Origin of the sequence: Lentibacillus daqui (assembly GCF_027186265.1) — a bacterium.
Taxonomy (GTDB): Bacteria; Bacillota; Bacilli; order Bacillales; family Amphibacillaceae; genus Lentibacillus_C; species Lentibacillus_C daqui.
In genome coordinates this window covers 2396307-2418713 of record NZ_CP114176.1, presented here as the reverse complement: position 1 = coordinate 2418713, position 22407 = coordinate 2396307, and the positions used below count along the sequence as shown (strand labels likewise).

Annotated in this window: 23 protein-coding genes; 19 read left to right on the top strand and 4 right to left on the bottom strand. The window is 40.9% G+C overall.

Annotation, left to right across the window (positions count from 1 at the left end; genetic code table 11):
• The first annotated feature begins 4 nt into the window (after positions 1–4).
• The 4 genes from ade to O2S85_RS12185 all read left to right on the top strand — a co-directional run bounded on the left by ade (position 5) and on the right by O2S85_RS12185 (position 4201).
• Positions 5–1765, top strand: a complete 1761-nt coding sequence (gene ade, locus O2S85_RS12200; protein ID WP_269409598.1) for an adenine deaminase — start codon at positions 5–7, stop codon at positions 1763–1765.
• 262 nt (positions 1766–2027) lie between these two features.
• Positions 2028–2315, top strand: a complete 288-nt coding sequence (locus tag O2S85_RS12195) for a nucleotidyltransferase domain-containing protein (protein ID WP_269409597.1) — start codon at positions 2028–2030, stop codon at positions 2313–2315.
• Between the two features lie 81 nt (positions 2316–2396).
• The gene (locus O2S85_RS12190) at positions 2397–3227 is read left to right on the top strand and encodes a Cof-type HAD-IIB family hydrolase (protein WP_369419439.1); all 831 of its coding nucleotides are present in this window, start codon (positions 2397–2399) and stop codon (positions 3225–3227) included.
• 113 nt (positions 3228–3340) lie between these two features.
• A complete protein-coding gene (locus tag O2S85_RS12185; RefSeq protein ID WP_269409596.1) occupies positions 3341–4201 on the top strand; it encodes a Cof-type HAD-IIB family hydrolase in 861 nt (286 codons plus the stop codon).
• Positions 4202–4270: 69 nt separating this feature from the next.
• Here O2S85_RS12185 and guaC read toward each other — a convergent pair whose 3' ends face one another.
• Both guaC and O2S85_RS12175 read right to left on the bottom strand, forming a co-directional pair.
• Complete coding sequence (gene guaC, locus O2S85_RS12180; RefSeq protein WP_269409595.1) at positions 4271–5254, bottom strand: GMP reductase; 984 nt, start codon at positions 5252–5254, stop codon at positions 4271–4273.
• A gap of 203 nt (positions 5255–5457) precedes the next feature.
• Positions 5458–5928, bottom strand: coding sequence for a hypothetical protein (locus tag O2S85_RS12175; RefSeq protein ID WP_269409594.1), 471 nt, complete (start codon positions 5926–5928; stop codon positions 5458–5460).
• Between the two features lie 195 nt (positions 5929–6123).
• Here O2S85_RS12175 and O2S85_RS12170 point away from each other — a divergent pair, with 195 nt between their 5' ends.
• From O2S85_RS12170 to O2S85_RS12140, 7 genes are all read left to right on the top strand, one after another.
• Entirely contained in the window at positions 6124–6456 is a 333-nt protein-coding gene (locus tag O2S85_RS12170) for a YciI family protein (RefSeq protein WP_439649398.1), read from the top strand.
• Positions 6457–6510: 54 nt separating this feature from the next.
• Positions 6511–6666, top strand: a complete 156-nt coding sequence (locus O2S85_RS12165) for a hypothetical protein (protein WP_269409593.1) — start codon at positions 6511–6513, stop codon at positions 6664–6666.
• A 336-nt stretch (positions 6667–7002) separates the two neighbouring features.
• The gene (gene qoxA / locus O2S85_RS12160; RefSeq protein WP_269409592.1) at positions 7003–7941 is read left to right on the top strand and encodes a cytochrome aa3 quinol oxidase subunit II; all 939 of its coding nucleotides are present in this window, start codon (positions 7003–7005) and stop codon (positions 7939–7941) included.
• Between the two features lie 15 nt (positions 7942–7956).
• Complete coding sequence (gene qoxB, locus O2S85_RS12155) at positions 7957–9900, top strand: cytochrome aa3 quinol oxidase subunit I (RefSeq protein WP_269409591.1); 1944 nt, start codon at positions 7957–7959, stop codon at positions 9898–9900.
• Positions 9893–10498 carry a cytochrome aa3 quinol oxidase subunit III gene (qoxC, locus tag O2S85_RS12150; protein ID WP_269409590.1) on the top strand — a complete coding sequence of 202 codons (606 nt, stop codon included), beginning with the start codon at positions 9893–9895 and terminating at the stop codon, positions 10496–10498. The genes qoxB and qoxC overlap by 8 nt, the downstream gene beginning before the upstream one ends.
• A gap of 1 nt (position 10499) precedes the next feature.
• The gene (qoxD, locus tag O2S85_RS12145; protein WP_269409589.1) at positions 10500–10856 is read left to right on the top strand and encodes a cytochrome aa3 quinol oxidase subunit IV; all 357 of its coding nucleotides are present in this window, start codon (positions 10500–10502) and stop codon (positions 10854–10856) included.
• Positions 10857–10879: 23 nt separating this feature from the next.
• Positions 10880–11077 carry a hypothetical protein gene (locus O2S85_RS12140; RefSeq protein ID WP_269409588.1) on the top strand — a complete coding sequence of 66 codons (198 nt, stop codon included), beginning with the start codon at positions 10880–10882 and terminating at the stop codon, positions 11075–11077.
• 40 nt (positions 11078–11117) lie between these two features.
• On the opposite strand, the gene O2S85_RS12135 is transcribed toward O2S85_RS12140, so the two are convergent.
• Positions 11118–11399 carry a spore morphogenesis/germination protein YwcE gene (locus tag O2S85_RS12135; protein WP_269409587.1) on the bottom strand — a complete coding sequence of 94 codons (282 nt, stop codon included), beginning with the start codon at positions 11397–11399 and terminating at the stop codon, positions 11118–11120.
• A 249-nt stretch (positions 11400–11648) separates the two neighbouring features.
• Positions 11649–13229, bottom strand: coding sequence for a peptide chain release factor 3 (locus O2S85_RS12130; RefSeq protein WP_269409586.1), 1581 nt, complete (start codon positions 13227–13229; stop codon positions 11649–11651).
• 464 nt (positions 13230–13693) lie between these two features.
• Between O2S85_RS12130 and O2S85_RS12125 the strand changes: the two genes are divergently transcribed.
• The 8 genes from O2S85_RS12125 (at position 13694) to O2S85_RS12085 (ending at position 22382) form a co-directional block, all read left to right on the top strand.
• Positions 13694–15178: a peptide MFS transporter gene (locus tag O2S85_RS12125; RefSeq protein ID WP_269409585.1), complete on the top strand. Its 1485-nt coding sequence runs from the start codon at positions 13694–13696 to the stop codon at positions 15176–15178.
• 279 nt (positions 15179–15457) lie between these two features.
• Positions 15458–17083: an acetate--CoA ligase gene (locus tag O2S85_RS12120; protein WP_269409584.1), complete on the top strand. Its 1626-nt coding sequence runs from the start codon at positions 15458–15460 to the stop codon at positions 17081–17083.
• A gap of 24 nt (positions 17084–17107) precedes the next feature.
• Positions 17108–17539: a class I adenylate-forming enzyme family protein gene (locus O2S85_RS12110; RefSeq protein ID WP_367749021.1), complete on the top strand. Its 432-nt coding sequence runs from the start codon at positions 17108–17110 to the stop codon at positions 17537–17539.
• Between the two features lie 113 nt (positions 17540–17652).
• Entirely contained in the window at positions 17653–18273 is a 621-nt protein-coding gene (locus O2S85_RS12105) for a TetR/AcrR family transcriptional regulator (RefSeq protein ID WP_269409583.1), read from the top strand.
• Entirely contained in the window at positions 18270–19040 is a 771-nt protein-coding gene (locus tag O2S85_RS12100; RefSeq protein WP_269409582.1) for a 3-hydroxyacyl-CoA dehydrogenase, read from the top strand. Before O2S85_RS12105 ends, O2S85_RS12100 begins: the two co-directional genes overlap by 4 nt.
• A gap of 82 nt (positions 19041–19122) precedes the next feature.
• Positions 19123–20277 carry a thiolase family protein gene (locus tag O2S85_RS12095; RefSeq protein WP_269409581.1) on the top strand — a complete coding sequence of 385 codons (1155 nt, stop codon included), beginning with the start codon at positions 19123–19125 and terminating at the stop codon, positions 20275–20277.
• Between the two features lie 193 nt (positions 20278–20470).
• Positions 20471–21619, top strand: coding sequence for a CaiB/BaiF CoA transferase family protein (locus tag O2S85_RS12090; protein WP_269409580.1), 1149 nt, complete (start codon positions 20471–20473; stop codon positions 21617–21619).
• Entirely contained in the window at positions 21612–22382 is a 771-nt protein-coding gene (locus tag O2S85_RS12085; protein ID WP_269409579.1) for an enoyl-CoA hydratase-related protein, read from the top strand. The genes O2S85_RS12090 and O2S85_RS12085 overlap by 8 nt, the downstream gene beginning before the upstream one ends.
• Positions 22383–22407: the final 25 nt, after the last annotated feature.

Sequence of the window (22407 nt, the reverse complement as noted above, 5' to 3'; positions counted from 1 at the left end):
ACATATGCGTGAACACATTGTTGCCGCTGCACGCGGAGATGAATTAATGGATACGATTATTCGTGGAGTAAACTTGGTCAACGTTTTTACAGCGGAAATTTACCAGGCAGATATTGGCATGAAAGAAAATCGGTTTGCAGCGATTGCCCGGTATGAAAATAACCAGCCAACATTCCCGATGGAGGGGAAACATGAGATAGATGCAAAAGGAAAATATGCCGTTCCAGGCTTGATCGATTGCCATGTGCACATTGAAAGCACGATGATCCCGCCAGATATGTTTGCCAAAGCGGTTCTAAGACATGGCACAACGGTTGCAGTGATTGACCCACACGAAATTGGCAATTGTTTAGGTGCAGAAGGGGTAAAGTATATGGTGGAAGCAAGCAAGGATCTGCCCGTGAAAATTTTAACTACCATTCCTTCCTGTGTACCGGCTGTGCCTGGCTTGGAAACTGCAGGAGCAGAATTCAATCCGGATGATATGGAGGCACTGTTGCAATTACCGAACGTTGTGGGAGTGGCTGAATTAATGGATTATGTCGGTGTCATTAAACAAAACCCAAGGATGGCGGGCATTGTTCAGAAGGGCTTGGATGCCGGTGTACGGAATGAAGGTCATTTGCCCAGGGTTTCGGGTCGTGACCTGCATGCCTATTTAGCCGCAGGGGTCAATTCCGATCATGAGAGCCGCACGAGTGAAGAGATTGTGGAAAAACTGCGTGCCGGTATGCTGGTTTATATACGTGAATCCAGTGTCAGCCAGTTTGCCGATATAGCCGCAGAGGCTTGGAAATCTGTACCACATGTCTCTAATATCGCTATGTGTACGGATGATGTAGAGCCAAGTGATATGTTAAAAAATGGGCAAATGAACCGTGTCGTTCGCCGGTGTATTGAGGAAGGGATACCGGCAGCATTGGCGATTCGATATGCATCATTAAACGGTGCCATTCGTTATGGCTTGCATGATCGTGGCGCAATTGCAGCCGGATATCTGGCTGATTTTTCCTTAGTAGACGATTTGAAAACGATGGAAGTCAATGATGTATTTGTAAGTGGGAAACAATTGGTGGCAGACGGTCAGGTAACCGAAGAAATCACCAGTGCAATTCCACCGTTGCTAAGAAATACGGTGCGTATTCCGGAATTGACAGAGGAAGATTTTATCATCCATGCACCCGTGGAAAATGGTACGGTTACATTAAATACAATGGAAATGACAAAAGTTGGTACAACAGAAAAAGGAACATTGAAATTGCAGGTAAACGATAGGAAAATAACATCGCTGCCAGAGGATTATGTGTTTGCATCTGTTACTGGCCGTCATGGACAAAATCGGGAACCGTTTGTCGGTGTATTGAAAAATTCCGGCCTTCGTCATGGTGCCTATGCGACAACGGTTGCGCATGACAGTCATAATTTAGTTGTTGTCGGAACAAATGCATATGATATGTTATTGGCTGCAGAGCAGGTACAAAAAGCTGGTGGCGGATTATGTTTGGTGAAGGACGGTCAAATCAGGGATCAATTGCATTTACCATTAGCTGGTTTGATGTCACCTGAGCCAATCGAGGAACTTTCACCAAAAGTTGAACGTTTTAGCGAGATAGCCAAATCAATGGGAGTGAAAGTAGGCAGACGGTCACCAGCCATGGCCTTTTCTTCATTAACATTGACCGTTATTCCGGGAATCCGAATAAGCGATCTCGGCTTGGTCGATGTGGATAAGCAAGAGCTGATTCCGTTGTTTGTGGATGCGTAATTCAAACGACAATAAAAATTTCTGGTAACAAAGCATGGGGTTTTTGCTAACTTCATGCTTTTTATCTATATTCGCACTTGGGTTCATAAAGTGCTGATTTCATTGTTTTCTACCAAATAAGTGATTAGTTTACGCTCCATTAATTCATGCTTTAAATTATAAAAATTCATGATATCATAGTTGAGAGTGATACGGTGATACAGATAGTTTTAAGTTAATTTACCCAAATATATTTTTACCATTGAAAGAACGTGTGATGTAAATGTACGGTATTGAAAAATCAGTCTACAATCATTTGATGAACTATTTTAAACAACATGATTTTATTGTTAAAGTAACTTTATTTGGTTCCCGGGCAAAAAATATGGCGGCTTATAATTCGGATATTGATTTATGTATTTCAGCAAAAGGGAACCAGAAAGCTGAAGTCAAGGAAGAAATAGATGAACTGGTTGGTATTTATTCATGTGATGTCGTATTTTGTGACGAATTAAATGCAGAATTAAAACAGCAGATTACAAGGGATGGCGTTGTTATCTATCACGCATGAACTGGCAGTAATACCCCCCACTTCAAGAACTTGAGGGGATAAACTGCCAGTAAATTCCTGAATGGTTCAACTTAACCACATTTGACGAAACTGGTTATCTCGGGAACAATAGGGCAAAAAGCAAAGGGAGATTTTATGTATAAAATTGTCTTCATTGATATTGACGGGACGCTGGTAAACAAAGAAAAGGTTATTTCTGATCCAACTAAAAAAGCGATCAAAAAATTACAGGATAAAGGGATTGAAATTGTCTTGGCAACAGGACGGCCACCATTTCATTTTCAAGAAATAGCTGGTGACTTGGATATCAGCTCATTCGTTAGTTATAATGGTACATATATGGTGCACGAGGGAAAAGTGATACAAAAATATCCACTGAAACGTGAATATTTGCAAACGTTGGTGCAACGGGCCAAACAACATAATCATCCACTCGTTTTTTCCGGAATGGATCAAGCGGTTTGCAATGTGAAAGATCATCCGGACGTAAATCATACATTCACTGAATTAAAGTTGCATTATACACCTGCGTTTAATCCTGATTATTGGGAGCAGGAAGACATATATCAGGTTGTGCTCTATTGTCAGGAAGATGAGGAAGAATTGTACACACAATCAGTTACGGATTTGTCATTTGTCCGGTATCATGAACTGGCAATGGATGTGATGCCAAAAGGTTTATCAAAGGCGCATGGTATTCGGGATATGCTCCGGCATCTTAATCTGGCACCACAAGAAGCTGTTGCCTTTGGAGATGGCTTAAATGATCGGGAAATGCTGGAGTATGTTGGTATGGGCGTTGCAATGGGAAATGCACATCCGGATTTGATTCCACATGCCGATATGGTGACAAAAACGGTTGACGAAGATGGTTTGGCATATGGGTTAAAATGTCTTGGAATGGCGGAATGATGAAGATCAAACGCTCCTCTTTTTCATGGAAGAGGAGTGTTTCCTTGATTCAATAAAAGCAAGAGATTCATTCAAACTTAAATAGAAGATAAATTTGTAATGGGGGAAAAGCGTTGACATTAATTGCAATTGATCTGGATGGAACACTTTTATCACATGATGGTACGATCAGCGAAGAGAATAGGGAAGTTATTAAACAGGCACAACGACAGGGAAATACGATTGCCATTTCATCTGGCCGCTCGCTGCATGATACACAGGAAATATTGCATCTGGCCGGGTTAGACTGCTCGATTATAACGGGAAATGGTGCGGTCGTATTTCACGCGGGTGAACGAATTCAACATTTGATTATTCCGGTAAACGTAATGACAGACATCATGGATTTGATCGAAAAAATAGGATTATATTACGAAATTTATACGAATCAAGGAGTTTACATAGAAGAAGATGGAAAGCAATTCTTAATGGAAGAGATTGAACATATGCAGGAACAAACGGGCAATCTTGATGTCGAGCATGCCTATCAGATGCTTGATACCCAGTCGAAACAGGGTGGTATCACATATGTTCCCGATTACCATGCGATTGATTTCAAGCCTTTAGAGGTTTATAAGCTATTTGTTCTCTCGTTTGACCAAGAAAAACGGGACAAGCTCCAGGAGCAATTAGCAAAACGAAATGACATATCACTAACGACATCCGGTCAACAAAAACTGGAAATTGCACACCCAAAGGCAAGTAAGGGTAATGCGCTCCAATTTTTTGCCAATTATATGGGAATAGAGTTGGAAAATACCGTTGCAATGGGAGATAACTTAAATGATGTCTCCATGTTTGAAGTAGCCGGATTGGGCATTGCCATGGGAAATGCGGAAGAAAAGCTGAAAGAAGTGGCTGATTATGTATCGGTGCATCATGAGAACAATGGCGTGGCATATGGATTAAAGAAATGGGTTTTGCAGGAGGATTAAAACATACCATATATGAAAGGCAGGCTGGCCAACATGAATAACCGTGTTGGCCCGCGCTTTTTCCTGTACTTAATATACCTTATCTCCATTAAAGATCGAATTCTTGACCACTACGTAATCAACAGTACGGATGGCATCCAATTTATTCCCGCCAGCATAAGAAACGGATGATTGCAAATCCTGTTTCATTTCGTTCAGAGTATCTTGCAGTGGTCCTTTATAATCTACATACATTTTTTTGCCCTCGACATTTTTCTTTTCACCTTTTTGAAATTCAGAGGCCGAGCCAAAATATTCTTTATAACGTTGTCCCTCTTTTTCAATTGTTTCACCAGGTGATTCTTCGTGACCGGCAAATAATGAACCAATCATCACCATGGATGCGCCAAAACGGATGGATTTGGCAATATCGCCATGTGTGCGAATCCCGCCATCAGCAATAATTGGTTTGCTTGCTGCTTTGGCACACCATTTTAGGGCAGCAAGTTGCCAGCCACCTGTACCAAATCCGGTTTTTATTTTGGTTATACATACTTTTCCCGGGCCAATACCTACTTTTGTCGCATCCGCACCCGCATGCTCCAATTCTCTAACCGCTTCCGGCGTACCAACATTTCCGGCAATAACAAAACTATCAGGCAAAAGCTGTTTAATATGTTGAATCATTTTGATGACCGCATTTGAATGACCATGGGCAATGTCAATCGTAATATATTCAGGAATAAGCTGTTCATCGGCCAATTGTTGAATGAACGCATATTCCTCCTTCTTCACTCCGACACTTATCGAAGCAAACAGCCCACGCTCTTGCATATCTTTAACAAAATGAAGTCTTCTTTCTGGCTTGAATCGATGCATGATATAAAAATAATTATGCTCTGCCATATAAAGGGCAATCTTTTCATCAATAATTGTCTGCATATTAGCGGGGACAACAGGTAGTTCGAATGTACGTCCGCCAAATGTTACCGATGTATCACATTCCGAGCGACTTTCGACCACACATTTAGCGGGAATCAATTGAATATCTTCGTAATCAAATACATTTTCCATGATATACACTCCTAAAAACGAATGATAAAATATTGCAGATAAAAAATGTTCGTCTATTAATCATAGTACTTGATTTTTTGATGTGTGTCAATTAGCGGGGTATGCGGTTGTCGCTATAAAAAAATGGCAAATGGAGATCAATAGACATGTCCAAAGATAGCCTATAATGTATAATGTCAAAAATAGCGACTGTTCGCCCAATATCAAAGCAGGATATGAATAAATATAACAACAAACAACGTCATTCCAATATAAATATGCCATTTTCGTTTGGGGACAGATGGCCAAAATAACCGCAGCCATCCGGAGACAACCATGGCAATTAGGAGAAGCCCGGCGACAAGACCTACAGACATTTTATGCCATTGCAGATGAAAACCATAACGATGAATAGCCAAAACAGCGTGTATGATCATAATTATAAGTGCCATAGTACCTGTCCAACGGTGGAACGGTACGATTTTTTTGGAAAGGTTGGCAAGTTTTATTTTTGTTTTCCGTTTTGGCGTGTTACGAATGGTTGAAAATACGGCTTGCCGGGTCCAATTAAATAAGAAAAATAACAGCCCGATAAATCCAACGCTAATATGTATATTTGTAAAAGGACTATGTCTCATAACCTGCCAAACGGTTACAAGAAGTAATAACAGATTGGCATAAAACCATTTGCTCATAGGATCTCCTCTAATAATATTTTTTGAAATTCCTGGGTTCACTCTAACGTACGTCTACAAATATAACGTACAATAATAGAAAAGAAAATATATATGTTGAACCGTAGATATGATGTATGAACGGACCTTACATCAGCAAAAGTTGTGTAATTTCTATATAATAGGAAGGTACAGAATAGAGAGGATGAAACGAAGATGAAGTATTTTGCTGTTTTTTCGCCAATGCTTGATGAAGAAAAAAATAAACACTATCGGCCGGATCATTTGGCATTTATCCAGGAACAATTGGACAAAGGGAATATTTTTGCGAAAGGGCGCTTTGCTGATGGGGCGGGTGGTTTGGTGATTTATCAGGCTGACAGCTATGCTGAAGTAGAAGCAATTGCCAAACAAGATCCATACGTTATCAAGGGCGCACGTGGATATATATTCATGAATGGGAAATGTCCCAGTGTTAATTGTAAACGAGAAACCGGATATCTCTCATATAGGTATCCGGTTTCTCGTTTTTGGAATCCTCGTGATTGATAATTTTTGTCAAAATGGACAATCTATATGAAGTACCTGATGTGAGGAGGATCCATGATGTCTGAAGAAAACAAAAATCGCAATAAGGATAAAGGCAGACAAAACAATTGGACGAGACATGACAAGATTGGCAGAAACGACGCAGAGTTTTCCGAGGATAGTGAGTTTCTAAATTTGGACGGTAAGAAAAATAAACGTAAACGCAAATAAAAAGTAAAACAGGAAGGCTGTCCCATTGATTGGAGCGGCCTTCTTGTTTTACTGTGACCAATCATAGTATGTGTGAAAGGAAATGTTTTAGGGTATGCCTAGTTGTGAAAAATATTATACGGGCTTGTGATGTATATTCCGTGAAAATACAAAACCTTTTCGTTTTTCATTCGACAAATGTAAACTTTTTGTGTCAATGTATCAACAATAACATGAACATTATCATATAAGCTTTCTTAGCTATTTATCTTTTTGTATTGGATTGTTAAACTAACTGGTATCGAATTTACAAGTTAAACGTGATGTTGATAGTAAATAACCTTAGGAGTGTTACGAATGCGTGTGAACAAAAAAGGTCTGACACTTATACTAGTAGCAATTCTCTGTTTGTTGAGTGGTTGTGAACAAATGGCAATCTTTGACCCCAAAGGACCGGTTGCCGAAAGTCAGCGTAACTTGATTGTATACTCCCTGTATTTTATGGGGGGGATTATTCTTGTTGTCTATGTGGCATTTACCATTATTGTGATCAAATATCGTAATCATAAAAATCGTACGGAGGAAAGCTATGATGGCAATATGCATGGGAATAATCTGATTGAAACGATTTGGACGGTCATTCCTATCCTGATTGTAACAGCGTTGGCTATCCCAACAGTTACGACCTTGTTTGATTTGGAAAAACCACCAGAGGCATCGGTAGAAAACAGCTCAAAAGATCCGCTGGTTGTTTATGCAACATCTGCCGACTGGAAATGGATTTTCAGTTATCCGGAAGAGGGGATCGAAACAGTGAATTATTTGCACATCCCTACTGATCGCCCGATTGAATTCCGTCTGTCCTCTACAGGATCCATGGCTGCACTGTGGATCCCACAACTCGGCGGACAGAAATACAACATGGCCGGGATGGAGACCATTCTCTATTTGCAAGCGGATGAACCTGGTGTCTATAAGGGAATGAATTCCAATTTCAATGGGGAAGGTTTTGCTGAACAAAAATTCAAAGTACATGCGGAAGATCCCGGCGCGTTTCAGGATTGGGTGAAGGACAAAAAAGCAAATGCACCGAAATTGACACAAAAGCAATACGACCAATTAATTAAGCCTGGGCTTACGGATAAACAGACATACTCATCGACCCACCTGGATTGGGTAAATCATGGAACCCATGCAGGAATGGATTATGAAATCTCACGTTTCAGGGATTTATACAAAGAGTCAATAGGTTTGGAACGTAAAACGGTAAAAGAAAGTATAGAAAATGAAAAATAGAAAGTTGGTGAATCCATGAAACTAGATGAATTTTTCGTTACCGGTGAACCGCTGATTTATGGCGGTATGGTTGCTATTGTACTCGTGACGTCAGCGATCATTTTTATCCTGACTTATTTTAAAAAGTGGAAATGGCTGTGGCAGGAATGGCTGACAACGGTTGATCATAAAAAAATTGGCATTATGTATATTTTAAGTGCCTTGGCGATGTTATTTCGCGGTGGGATGGACGCATTAATGATGCGCGCGCAATTGGCAGTTCCGAATTGGAACTTTTTAAACGCTCAGCATTATAATGAAATTTTCACCACGCACGGAACGGTTATGATCATCTTTATGGCGATGCCGTTTCTGATTGGTTTAATGAACATCGTTGTCCCATTGCAAATTGGTGCGCGGGACTTTGCGTTTCCGTTTGTGAACGCGATTAGTTTTTGGTCTTTCTTCTTTGGAGCGATGTTATTTAATATCTCGTTTGTTATTGGGGGATCACCTGATGCCGGCTGGACGAGTTACACCCCATTGGCTGGAGCGGCAATGAGTCCGGGACCTGGTGAAAACTTTTATTTACTAGGTTTGCAGCTTGCTGGTATAGGTACGTTAGCGACCGGTATTAACTTGATGGTAACCATCTTGAAAATGCGTGCACCTGGCATGAAAATGTTTCAAATGCCGATTTTCACCTGGTCGTCGTTGATAACCTGTTTTATCATTATCTTTGCCTTTCCAATTCTGACAATCGCACTTGCGTTGTTAACGATTGACAGGATTTTCGGGTCGCAATTTTTCACACTTACTGGTGAGGGATTGCCGATGATGTGGGCAAACCTATTTTGGATGTGGGGACACCCGGAAGTATATATTGTTATTTTGCCGGCGTTTGGTATCTTTTCGGAAGTCATATCGACCTTTGCCCATAAACGCCTATTCGGCTATAATGCGATGGTATGGTCGATCATTATTATCGCCGGGCTTAGCTTCCTTGTCTGGGTTCACCATTTCTTTACCATGGGAGCAGGCGCATTTGTCAACTCGGTATTCTCGGTTTCAACGATGTTGATTGCTGTACCAACCGGTGTGAAAATATTTAACTGGCTTGGTACCCTGTATAAATCAAAAATTGAATTTTCCACGGCCATGCTCTGGGCGTTGGCATTTGTTCCAAGCTTTGTGATTGGCGGGGTAACCGGTGTTATGTTGGGAATGGCCTCGGCAGATTACCAGTTTCATAATTCCTACTTCCTGATTGCACACTTCCATTACGTGCTGATTGCAGGAACGGTGTTTGCATGTTTTGCCGGTTTAACGTACTGGTATCCAAAAATGTTTGGATTGAAATTAAATGAACGGTTGGGTAAATGGGCCTTCTGGTTCTTCTTGATTGGCTTTCATGTTTGTTTCTTGCCACAGTATTTTATTGGCTGGGACGGGATGCCAAGACGGATATTCTATATCATGCCGGAATGGTTCACACTTAATTTCATTTCAACAATTGGCGCGTTCGGAATGGGAATTGGCTTTGCGATTTTCATTTATAATGTTTATTATAGTTACCGGTATAGTCCACGTGAAGAGACTGGCGATGCTTGGGGTGGACGGACGCTGGAATGGGCAACGCCTACTCCGGTACCACCATATAATTTTGCGACATTGCCTGAAGTACATCAGTTGGACGCCTTCATGGAAATGAAGGAAAAAGGTGAAACAACCTTTGAGGAGAAAAAACTGCAGCCAATTCATATGCCAAACAATTCGGGTAAACCATTCATTATGATGTTGATCTTGTTCTTTGCAAGTTTTGCGCTTGTCTTTGAATGGATCCCACTTGCAGCTATATTCCTGGCTGGTGGTTTTATCATGATGATTATCCGGTCATTTGACTATGATGAGGGCTATCATATTAGCGTTGCTGAAATAAAACGTTTGGAGCGGGAAAGAAGGGGGTTAGATCATGAGTGAGCAACATGTAGAGTCTCGACCACTGGAATATCAATCGGAACAAGGACGGCTGAATATTCTTGGATTTTGGATCTTCCTTGCTGCTGAGCTTGCTCTGTTTGCCACCCTGTTTGCGACCTATGCTGTGTTATTTGGTCGTACGGCAGGCGCTCCCGAACCCGGGGAACTGTTTGAAGCAAAAGATACGTTGATCATGACCTTCTTATTGTTAACCAGCAGTTTCACCTGTGGAATTGCTATTCATGAGATGCGACGTGGTGCAAGGAACAGCTTGATGACATGGCTTGTGATCACATTAATTCTTGGCTTCTGCTTCCTTGGTTTTGAAGTCAATGAATTTGCCACCTATGTACAGGAAGGGGCAACATTGCAATCCAGTGCATTCTGGTCGGGTTTCTTTATTCTGGCTGGTACACACGGACTACATGTCACACTTGGAACGGTTTGGATGATCTGTTTGTTAATTCAGCTCGGACAACGTGGCATCACTAAGATCACCAGTCGAAAGGTATTTATTATTGGTTTGTACTGGCACTTCCTGGACGTTGTTTGGATTTTCATTTTTACCAGTGTTTATTTAATCGGGATGGTGATGTAAAATGGAACAAAAGACGAAACGAATTCCCGTACAACATATTATTGGTTTTGTGATATCCTTGGTCCTAACTGTGATCGCCGCATGGGCCGCACTTGAATCCAGCTTGCCAAAAGGATGGGTGATTACGGGGATTATGGTACTTGCTGTCATGCAAGCAGCCTTGCAACTATTTATGTTCATGCATATGACGGAGTTTGCGAGCGGTAATGGTCATGTCCCTTGGAATATGATCTTTCACGGATTTGTAATCGCAGCTATCATTGTTGCTGGGTCCTTATTTACCATGTCGTATGGTTTCGATCACCATCATGGCGATGATATGGAACAACACGAACAGATGGAAGATATGCACCACTAAAAACGTATAGGATGTGTAGCGTTATGAAAGAAAACACGATAGGCATACAATTTCGTTATTATATCGGCTTTACACTTTGTATATTGTTAAGTGCCTTTTCACTTTGGGCTGCTGTATTCTCGGGTTATTCCTATAAAATAGTATTTGCTGCAATTGCTGTGTTAGCGTTCGTGCAAGCGATCATTCAATTGTTTCAGGTGAAGCCTGCACAAACGGAATAAATAAAGCCCCTCTTTCCGGTTTGGATGGAGGGGCTTTCGCTTATTGATAATAAGTTGTTGTTCTTTTAGTAGTGTCAGATGTTTTTACCACTCTAATGATAAACATGACCCAAGCCACTTCGGCAAGAATCATACTGAGATAGAACATGATCCACATGATCGAGAAGGCAGGTGGTGCAGTATGAAATAATGCTTCGAAATAATATAACCACATTCCAATAATCATCACTGTTTGCACAACAGCAAGTATTTTTTTGTTCAAATGAATGAATAGAAATGGCGTAAGCGTTGCCAATACCATAAACATGACAATGATGCCCATTTAAAATCATCTCCTAATTGAAGATTTGCGTTGTTTTTTCCTATATCTATATTGTAACAGATATGTTGAAAAAAAGACACAAAAAGTTCACGTATCATTCAAGAAATTGGTGTTGACTTTTTGCAAAGGAGACAAAATGAATGTTAATAAAAAATGGATGCCAATCGTCAGCATCCATTTTTATTATTTGTTAAGTTTGTGTGCATATTCATTTGAGGCAAATTCTAATATTAAGCGGTTTACGATACATTACTGTGTTTGTTCAAATTGTTTCGTTTCAAACAAATCAATTAACTCAACATCCGGGTGTTTTTCCATGAACAAACGCAAAGAGAAGTCATTTTTAAATAAAACAACAAAATTTCCTTCCCGATCTTTGGTAAGCATACTGCGTTCATCAAACAGGGATTCATCTGGTTTTTCAACAGTGAGCCAACGTGGAATTCGTTCACCAATTGATTCCAGCATAACGTCAGCATTGTATTCGTTTTTCATTCGGAATTTAAAAACATCGAATTGCAATTCACCAACTGCTCCCAGGATATTCTCATCAGTCCGGTACCCTTTATATAATTGGATGGCTCCCTCTTGTACCAGTTGCTCGAGCCCCTTTCTAAATTGCTTGGATTTCATTACGTTTTTCGCAGTTACTTTTTTGAACAGGTCTGGTGGGAATTGCGGTAATTCATCATAGGTAAATGTATCTTTTCCTTCGATCAGTGTGTCACCGATGCGATATGCGTTCGGATCATAAATACCGATAATATCCCCGGCATATGCTTCTTCCACCGTTTCTCTTGAAGAAGCGATGAACTGTTGTGTCTGTGCCAGCTTGATTGATTTATTCGTTCGTGCCAGCTTAACCGTCATGCCACGTTCAAATTTTCCTGAGCAAACCCGTAAAAACGCCACCCGGTCACGATGCTTCGTGTTCATGTTTGCCTGGATTTTGAAAATAAAACCGGAAAATTCGCTGGTTTCAGGGGAAATGACTCCATTCGTTGATTTTCTCGGTGTTGGGCCAGGTGCCATCGATATAAATGTATCAATAAATGTTTGCACCCCAAAAGGCGCTAAGGCACTACCAAAAAATACCGGCGTTAGCTGACCGGCCAGTACCGCATCCAAAGAAAATGTGCCACCAGCTTCATCCAACAGCTCCAGTTCTTCTTTGGCAGTTTTATAGGCCGGCTGTGATACCAAATCTTCGTGATTGTTCAATTCGGTAAAAGGGATGGAAATTTCTTCTTCATTCCCGGTAAATTGGACAAATTGCTGTTCGTTCCGATCGAAAATACCAACGAACTGTTTACCCATTCCGACCGGCCAGTTCATGGGATGTGTCTCGATATTCAATACATCCTCGATTTCATCCATGAGTTCAAATGGTTCTTTACCTTCCCGATCGAGTTTATTAATAAAGGTAAAGATGGGAATACCACGCATCCGGCATACTTTAAATAATTTAATGGTTTGTGCTTCAATGCCTTTGGTCGCATCGATAATCATGACAACACTGTCAACAGCTGTCAATGTTCGGTACGTATCTTCACTAAAATCTTCGTGACCAGGGGTATCAAGGATATTTACTTCATAACCTTTGTATGGAAAATTCATGACACTGGAAGTAACGGAAATACCACGTTGTTTCTCCAATTCCATCCAGTCCGATGTCGCAAATTTACCGGATTTTTTACCTTTAACCGTTCCAGCCGATCGAATTAAATTACCATACAATAACAGTTTCTCGGTTAGCGTTGTTTTCCCTGCATCCGGGTGGGAAATAATCGCAAACGTCCGTCGTTTATTAACTTCATCATACAAACTCATATAAAAAATCCCTTCCATTCTTATTTTGTTCCGGTTGTTTTATTAATTATGTCAGAGGGATTTTTGATTCACATCGGAATAATGCTCCTTTTAAATAAAATTTCGCACTTCATATCATACCAACAACACCTCCAAAGTACAACTGTGGGACATAGGGACAGGCACCTCGTCCCACCATAAATTGGAAGCCTTATTCCTTCCTAAAGCATGAAATGGAGATATTCCCTAATGAGTGAGACTTGCAAAACGTAAATAGTCTGAAATGATAAGATGGTAAACCAACCTTGTATTCGAATTCATTTTTCATGAAATTCGCGCTAAAATTACTTTTTGTCCATGCATTGAAATTACAAAAAGAAAAGCGTATCCTAGTTTTATTGCTCCAGTACAACATAACTACTATAAAAAGAATTATCACATTATTATATGCAATTGAGCTAGACAGAAGCGAGGTTGAAACAACTATGAAGAGCAGCAAAGAAGAAATATTGAAGACTATTCCGCAATCTGGATTTTTTGGCCATCCAAAAGGGCTTTTAACGTTATTTTCGATTGAGTTCTGGGAACGTTTTTCTTATTATGGGATGCGTGCCGTACTCCTATACTATATTTATTACGAGACAGTGCATGGTGGGTTGGGCCTTGATAAAACAACCGCCACATCGATCATGTCCATCTATGGTTCCCTTGTTTATATGTCCACGATTGTTGGTGGATGGTTGGCAGACCGGGTTCTCGGAAGCAGGTCAACTATTATTTACGGGGGAATTCTGATCGCGCTTGGTCACTTAGCACTGTCGGTTCCGGGTAGTGTTCCGGCCTTATTTATATCCATGGCCTTGATTATTTTGGGTTCGGGTATTCTAAAACCTAATTTATCCAACATTGTCGGTGATTTATACACGAAGGAAGATTATCGCCGTGATGCAGGTTTTAGTATCTTTTATACAGGGGCAAATGCTGGGGCGTTACTTGCACCGTTAATTGTCGGAACAATTGGTCAAACCTATAATTTCCATGCCGGGTTTGCGATTGCAGCCATCGGTATGGTCATCGGATTAATCTGGTATGCTATGTCATCCCGAAAAACATTGGGAGAAGCTGGTCGTTATGTTCCAAATCCAATTGCTTCGAGTGAAAAGAAAAAATTAGGTATTTATTTTTCAGTCGGTGGAGTCATCATTGCCATTGCTTTGGTTATCACGATTGTAACCGGCCTGTTAACCATCGATCGTTTTGTTAATGTGATCAGTATTTTGGGTATCGTTATTCCTATCATTTACTTTTTAGTGATGTACTTCAGTAAAAAAACAACCAATGTAGAAAAATCACGGTTGCTGGCCTACATTCCGTTATTCATTACAGCTATGATGTTTTGGTCCATTCAGGAACAGGGATCTACCATATTTGCCCGGATTGCGGATAGCCAGACAAATTTGGATTTAGGCTGGATCCACGTCCAATCAAGCTGGTTCCAATCAATTAATCCACTTTATATTGTAGTGTTTGCACCGTTGTTTGCCGTGGCCTGGACGAAACTTGGCAAACGGCAACCGACAACACCAGTGAAATTTTCGATCGGCGTTATTTTAGCCGGGCTATCGTTTCTCGTTATGGTTATTCCATTTATCACCGGTGCGGATAAGATCAACCCGATGTGGCTGGTATTAAGCTTTTTTATTGTAACAATGGGTGAGTTGTTCTTATCGCCAGTCGGAGCGTCAGCAACAACCAAGCTTGCACCGGCAGCATTCGCTTCACAGACCATGAGTGTTTGGTATTTGTCAAATGCCTCAGCACAAGCGATCAATGCACAGTTGGTAAAGTTTTATCATATTGATACACAAGTAATTTATTTTACAATCATCGGTATTGTTTCAGTCGTCATTGGAATTGTCTTATGGTTGTTCTCGAAAAAAATCCATCAGTTTATGCGCGGCGTTAATTGATATGACGAGGAAAAGGACAGGGATGTTGCATCTCCTGTCCTTTTTTCATTTTGAATTAAACACGCATTTAAAATATAAATTCATATTAAAAAATTGGTTGTTATTTTTACACAGAATTATTATAATAGAATCATAATGCATAATATTCATATAAAGTCCAGGTTCATTAGAGCTGTATCAACTACTAAGATATTAAATACCACTACAAGTTATAAGTTGTCAACGTAAATGAAAGCGATTACCAAAAGGTTTAGAAGAAAGCCCCCAAAGAGGTGATTAATGTTGGATTATCAGGAGTTGAAGGAAAATTTTTCTTGGAAAGAGGCTGAACATTTTTTTAATTGGCAACCAGGTGCAAGTATCAATATGGCATACCTAACATGTGATCGTTGGGCAACAGAATCTGATCGTATTGCAATTTATTGGGAAGATGAAGCAGGGAATCAGCAGACATGGACCTATCTACAACTAATGGAACAATCAAACCGGCTGGCAAACGGATTGCAATCAATGGGAATTAAAAAAGGTGATCGCGTCGCAGGATTGTTAGGAAAGGATATGGAGTTAATCATTGCAATTTTGGCAACATGGAAAGTTGGTGCAATTTATGTTCCGCTCTTTACCGCGTTTGAAACAGATGCCATTATGCACCGTTTGAATGATTCCGGTGCACATCTGGTCATAACAAACAAACAACAGGTGGAAAAAATTGCTGATAAAGCTGCAACTGTTCAAATTCTTTTGTCTGACGGTTTGACAAATGAGGGTCAAACATTTTGGCAGTTTGTGGAGTCTTTTTCCACGGAACATAAGATGCAACCAACACTTGAAACGGATCCTGCTGTTATTCAGTATACTTCTGGAACAACGGGATTGCCAAAAGGAGCAGTTTTAACGCATAAAGGTATTATCTCCCTTTATCCATATACAAAATTTGCCCTAAACTTGGAAAATGACGACATATTTTTTGGCGGGGCAGATTTGGGCTGGGCATATGGATTAATGGCTTGTACATTTTCCCCATTGAGTTTTGGCATACCGATCGTTGCCTACAGTGGCCAATTTCAAGTTGAGAAAATTTATGAATTACTGGATAAATATGCGGTGACCAACTTTACCTATGCGCCGACTGCCTACCGGATGATGAAGGCTGCCGGTAAGGACCTGTTAAAACAATATAATCTCAAGGTAAGCAAGTTTAGTAGTGCTGGAGAACCGTTAAATGGTGAGGTAGTCCGGTTTTTTGAGAAACATTTTGGAAGGGGAATATATGATCAGTATGGTTCAACCGAAACGGGCATGATTGTAAACAATTATAATATTATAGATATGTGTGTGAAACCTGGGTCCATGGGGTTTCCAATACCGGGTTTCAAGGTTGAACTAATCGATTATCAAGGCAACCCCGTAAAACAAGGTGAGACCGGCCAAATCGCGGTTGATAGCACGAACGACTTTTTCCAGTTTCAAACATATTGGAAAAACCCGCAAAAAGCAGCAGACAAGAAACTTGGCAGATGGTTTATCACGGGTGATCTTGCCAAAATGGATGAAGATGGTTATTACTGGTTCCAGGGGCGGGCGGACGATGTGATTTCCAGTGCAGGGTATCGAATTGGTCCGACTGAAGTGGAGGATAGTCTGATGTCGCATCCAGCTGTTGTAGAAACCGCCGTTGTTGGCAAACCGGATGAAACAAAAGGTGAAATTGTAAAAGCATTTGTTGTGTTAAACAAAGGATACAACCCATCGGATGAATTAGCGGAAGAACTTAGTCAGTATGTTAAGAAAAAATTATCGAAACATCAATATCCAAGGGAAGTAGAGTTTTTGCCAGAATTGCCTAAAACACAAAGTGGTAAGATCCAGCGATATATGCTGCGGAAAATGCATGTGGAACAATAGGTTGTATACCGTGGACCTACCGTCATGAAAGAATATTATAAAAATCCAGAGGAAACAGAAGAGGCATTCGCAGGTGGTTGGTTCCATAGTGGTGATTTGGTCAGAATGGATGATGAGGGATTTATTTATGTTGTTGATCGTAAAAAGAACATAATTATTAGTGGTGGAGAAAACATTTATCCCGCGGAGATTGAGGAAATTCTTTATCAGATGCCCGAGGTATTGGAGTGTGCAGTTATCGGTGCGTCTGATAAACAATGGGGTGAACGGGTAAAGGCGATTGTCGTATTACAGCCTGATCAGACATTAACCGAACAACAGGTTATTGACTATTGCCAGCAATATCTTGCATCGTATAAAAAACCAAGAGAAGTTGTGTTTACGGATGAATTACCAAGGAATGCTTCGGGAAAGATTTTGAAATATGTATTACAAAGTGAAGAGCAAATTCGCTGAAAAAAGGAAGAAAAATGTATGTTCATTTTTTGACTTGACATTCAAAAAATGAATAGTTAGAATAATATTAACTCGATGATAATATAGTAGTGCGTAGGGGAAGTGTTGGGAAATTGTCATTACGCGAAAAAAAGGCAGCGAAGAAAAAAGCGGAGATGATTAGGTCGGCTTTAAGCATTATTGAAGAAAAGGGATATCATGCTACAACAATGGAGGATATTGCCTCCAAATTATTAATGACTAAGGGTTCAGTCTACTATTATTTTAAGGATAAGCAGGATCTGTTATTTCAAAGTCAAAAAATGCTATTAACCCAATGTATTACCAATATAGAAGAAATTAGAGCCAAAGATTTGGATATATCTGAAAAACTCCGGAAGATCATGGTTGTACACATTGAATATCTGATTACTGAACGAACCGGATTTGCCATGGGATCCAAACCGGAACAATTTTTCTCAGGTGACCAATTGAAAGGTATTTTACAACTACGAGATCAATATAGTAAGCATATTGATGATATATTGCAAGAGGGAATTGCTGAAGATGTTTTTACTGCCGTTGATATCAAGATTGTCCGTAATATTATACTTGGGGCAATGAACTGGGTGATTGAGTGGTATTCACCAACAGGCGTAAAAGATAAAACAGAATTGGCAGAATCGATAGCAGACTATTTATTGCGTATTTTGATCAAGGATACCTACAAGGTGGAGAGAGGAATGATACGATGAAAATGGAAGATGTATCTGCAGTAGTAACTGGTGGCGCTTCTGGTTTAGGGGAAGCAACGGTCCGGAACATTGTTGCAAATGGCGGAAAGGCAACCATTTTGGATCTGCAAGCGGAAAAAGGTAATCGCTTGGCGGCGGAGCTTGGGGAAAATGTAACTTTTGTCCAAACCGATGTTACCAATGAGGGCAATGTTAGCGCTGCATTAAATCAGGCAATAGAATCATATGGATCGATCACGACACTTGTGAATTGTGCCGGGATTGGAAACGCGGAAAAAACATACAGCAATAGAAAAGGTCCCCATCAGTTAGCATCGTTTTCCAAGGTGATTCAAGTAAATTTAATTGGAACGTTTAATGCGATCCGTCTAGCCGCAGAAAAAATGAGTGATAATGAACCGAATGAAAATGGTGAACGAGGAGTGATCATTAATACCGCATCTGTTGCCGCCTATGAAGGACAAATGGGCCAGGTCGCCTATAGTGCTTCCAAGGGTGGAATTGTTGGAATGACCTTACCGATTGCAAGAGATTTAGCTAATTTGGGGATAAGGGTAATGACCATTGCACCAGGTTTATTTGAAACGCCATTGTTCGGTGAGCTGCCTGAGAAAGTAAGAACCGCATTGGGGAAAATGACACCGTTTCCATCAAGGTTGGGAAATCCAGACGAATATGGCACCCTTGCCAAAAGTATCATGGAAAATCCGATGTTGAATGGAGAAGTAATTCGCCTTGATGGTGCAATCCGCATGCAACCGAAATAAAGTTCAACGTGAATGATGATCGTGTTTACAAATCTTTCGTTTGATTTGAAATGAAAATTTTTATAACAGGAGGAACATGTTTATGCGTGAAGCAGTAATAGTTGAAGCAGTAAGAACACCGGTAGGAAAGCGGAATGGGGTGTTAAGCGATGTACGTGCGGATGTACTGGCGGCAAAACCATTAGCTGAGATAGTGAAAAGGGCTGGTATTTCCCCTGATTTAGTGGAAGACGTTGTATTTGGCTGCGTTTCCCAGGTTGGGGAGCAATCGTTGGATATTGCCAGAGTTGCGGCTTTAACAGCCGGATATCCAATTGAGGTTCCTGGTACAACGGTTGACCGGCAATGTGGTTCCAGTCAACAGGCGGTTCATTTTGCGGCACAGGCAATCATCAGTGGGGATATGGATGTTGTTGTTGCGGGTGGAATTGAAAGCATGTCCCGCGTACCAATGGGATCCAATCGACAAGGCGTTGCTTTTAGTCCGGAATTAACTGCGAACTACGAAATGATTCATCAAGGTTTATCCGCTGATAGGATTGCCGAAAAATGGGGATTTAGCCGGGAAGCAATGGATCAATTCTCGCTGGAAAGTCATCAAAAAGCAATCAAGGCACGTAATGAAGGGCGTTTTGAAAAGGAAATCATGCCTTTGGAAGTGACATTAGAAGGCGGTCAAACTATTACGGTGAAACAGGATGAAGGTCCACGAGAAAATACGAGTCTGGAAAAACTCAATTCATTAAAACCTTCCTTTCAAGAAAAAGGAAAAATCACTGCAGGAAATGCTAGTCAAATTAGTGATGGTGCCAATGCAATCTTGTTGATGTCCAGGGAAAAAGCAGAAGATTTAGGTTTGAAACCAAGATTCCGGGTGCTTGCCCGCTCTGTTGTTGGTTCTGATCCAACACTCATGTTAACAGGCCCAATTCCGGCTACAGAGAAGGTGCTGAAAAAAGCGGGACTCTCCATCGATGATATTGATATTTTTGAAGTGAACGAGGCATTTGCGTCAGTACCAATGGCCTGGCTACAAGAAACAGGAGCAGATCCAAAGAAATTGAACCCGAATGGTGGTGCGATTGCATTGGGTCATCCACTAGGTGCAAGTGGTGGGCGCTTAATGATTACCATGCTCCATGAACTTGAACGAACTGGCGGACGCTATGGATTACAAACCATGTGTGAAGGTCATGGAATGGCGAATGCGACGATTATTGAACGGCTCGATGAATAGATTAAGAGAAAAATTTTAAAGAGCGTGTTCAAAAAGGAGGATAAAAAGGACCGAGAAGTTCTAGGCGGCGTAGCTTTGAGCACCGGAGTGTACATAAAAGGTACATGAGGAGCGGAAAAGCAAGCCAACGACGAAATTCGAAGCGTCATTTTTACCGGACTTTTTGAACATCCTCTTAAAAGGAGGAGTTCATTTGCCGCTTACATCCATTCGAGTGCTCGATTTAACCCGGTTATTACCAGGCCCCTACTGTACCATGCTGCTAGCTGACTTTGGTGCTGAAGTAATAAAAGTAGAGGATCCAAAAGTTGGTGATTACGCAAGGGAGAATGAACCAAAATTGGATGAGAATAGTACTTTTTTTCACGCGCTTAATCGTAATAAGAAAAGTATTTGCTTGAACTTAAAAACGGATGCGGGCAGAGAAAGTTTTATAAAATTAGTCAAGAAATCAGATGTTGTCGTGGAATCATTTAGACCCGGAGTGATGAATCGCCTTGGTTTGGATTACGAAACATTAAAAGAGATAAACCCAAAAATTATTTACTGTGCGATTACCGGGTATGGACAAACAGGACCATATGTGAATCGCCCCGGACACGATATAAACTACCTCAGTTATGCCGGGTTGCTGCAGTTGATGGGAGAAAGAGGAGGCAAGCCAATCGTACCCGCTGCACAAATTGCTGATATCGGCGGTGGGGCGCTTCCGGCAGCGATTGGTATTTTACTAGCTTTATTTGAACGAGAAAAATCGGGTGAAGGACAATTTGTGGATATTTCCATGACCGATGGGGTGATTTCCTGGCTGCAAATTCTTCTTTCGGGCTATCTGGCAAATCATGTTGAACCGCAAAGAGGCGAAATGGAACTGAGTGGTGGTCGTGCTTGTTATGAGGTCTATCAAACAAGAGATGGACGTTTTCTATCGGTTGGTGCACTGGAACCGAAATTTTGGCAAGCCTTTTGCACCGTGATTGACAGAGAAGATCTTATCCCCAAATTGGCAGCCCCGATCGAGGAACAAGAACATATGAAAGAGGAAATTCAAGCGATTATTTCCAATAAAACACTGGATGAATGGATGGTGGATTTTGCCGAAGTAGATGCCTGTGTTGCGCCAGTGCTTACTTTTGCTGAAGTATTAAAAAATCCTCAAGTGCGTGCCAGAGAAATGATTCAACCATTGGAACATCGTATGTTGGGGATGATGAAGCAAATTGGTACGCCGATTAAATTATCAGAGACACCTGGGAAAATCTATTCGCAAGCGCCAAAGCTGGGGGAACATACCGAAGAAATTTTAAAGACGTTAATAGAGGAGGAAGATATAGATGGCTGAACTACTATCAGTAACCAAAAATGATGGTATTGCAACGGTAGTTATCGATAATCCGCCAATGAATGTGTTAAGCGAAAAGGTAACGGCGGAATTAGATGAGGTATTTAGTGAATTGAAAGCAGATCACGAGGTCATCTCGATTATCCTGACCGGTGCAGGTGATCGTGCGTTTATGGCTGGTGCGGATATCAAAGAATTTCCGGAACGAGACGTGAATAATGAAAGTGCGGTCAGTATCCATGAAGTATTTAATCGCATCGAATCAATTCCTAAACCGACGATCGCCTTATTAAATGGTTTTACGCTTGGAGGTGGATTGGAACTTGCTTTAACGTGTGATATCAGGATCGCCGAAGAACATGCAAAAATCGGATTACCTGAAGTAAATTTAGGGATATTGCCGGGTGGCGGTGGTACGCAACGACTACCACGAATCGTTGGTGCCGGAAAAGCAAAGGAAATGATGTTTACCGGAGAACCTGTGTCGGCTGATGAAGCATGTCGGTTAGGCATTGTCAACCAAGTTATCGCAAAAGGAGAAGGCAAGCAAGCTGCAGAAAAACTTGCACAAAAACTTGCCGACCAGTCATTGCAGGCATTAAGCCGGATCAAACGATTGGTGAATGAAGGCAAGGAGTTACCGCTTGATGAAGGATTAAAACTGGAGGAAAAGTTATTCAATGAGGTTTTTGTTACCGAAGATGCCAAAGAAGGAGTACAGGCGTTTATTGAAAAACGAAAACCCGAATTTGTTCATCGATAGTCGTGACTGCAATGGTATTATGCGG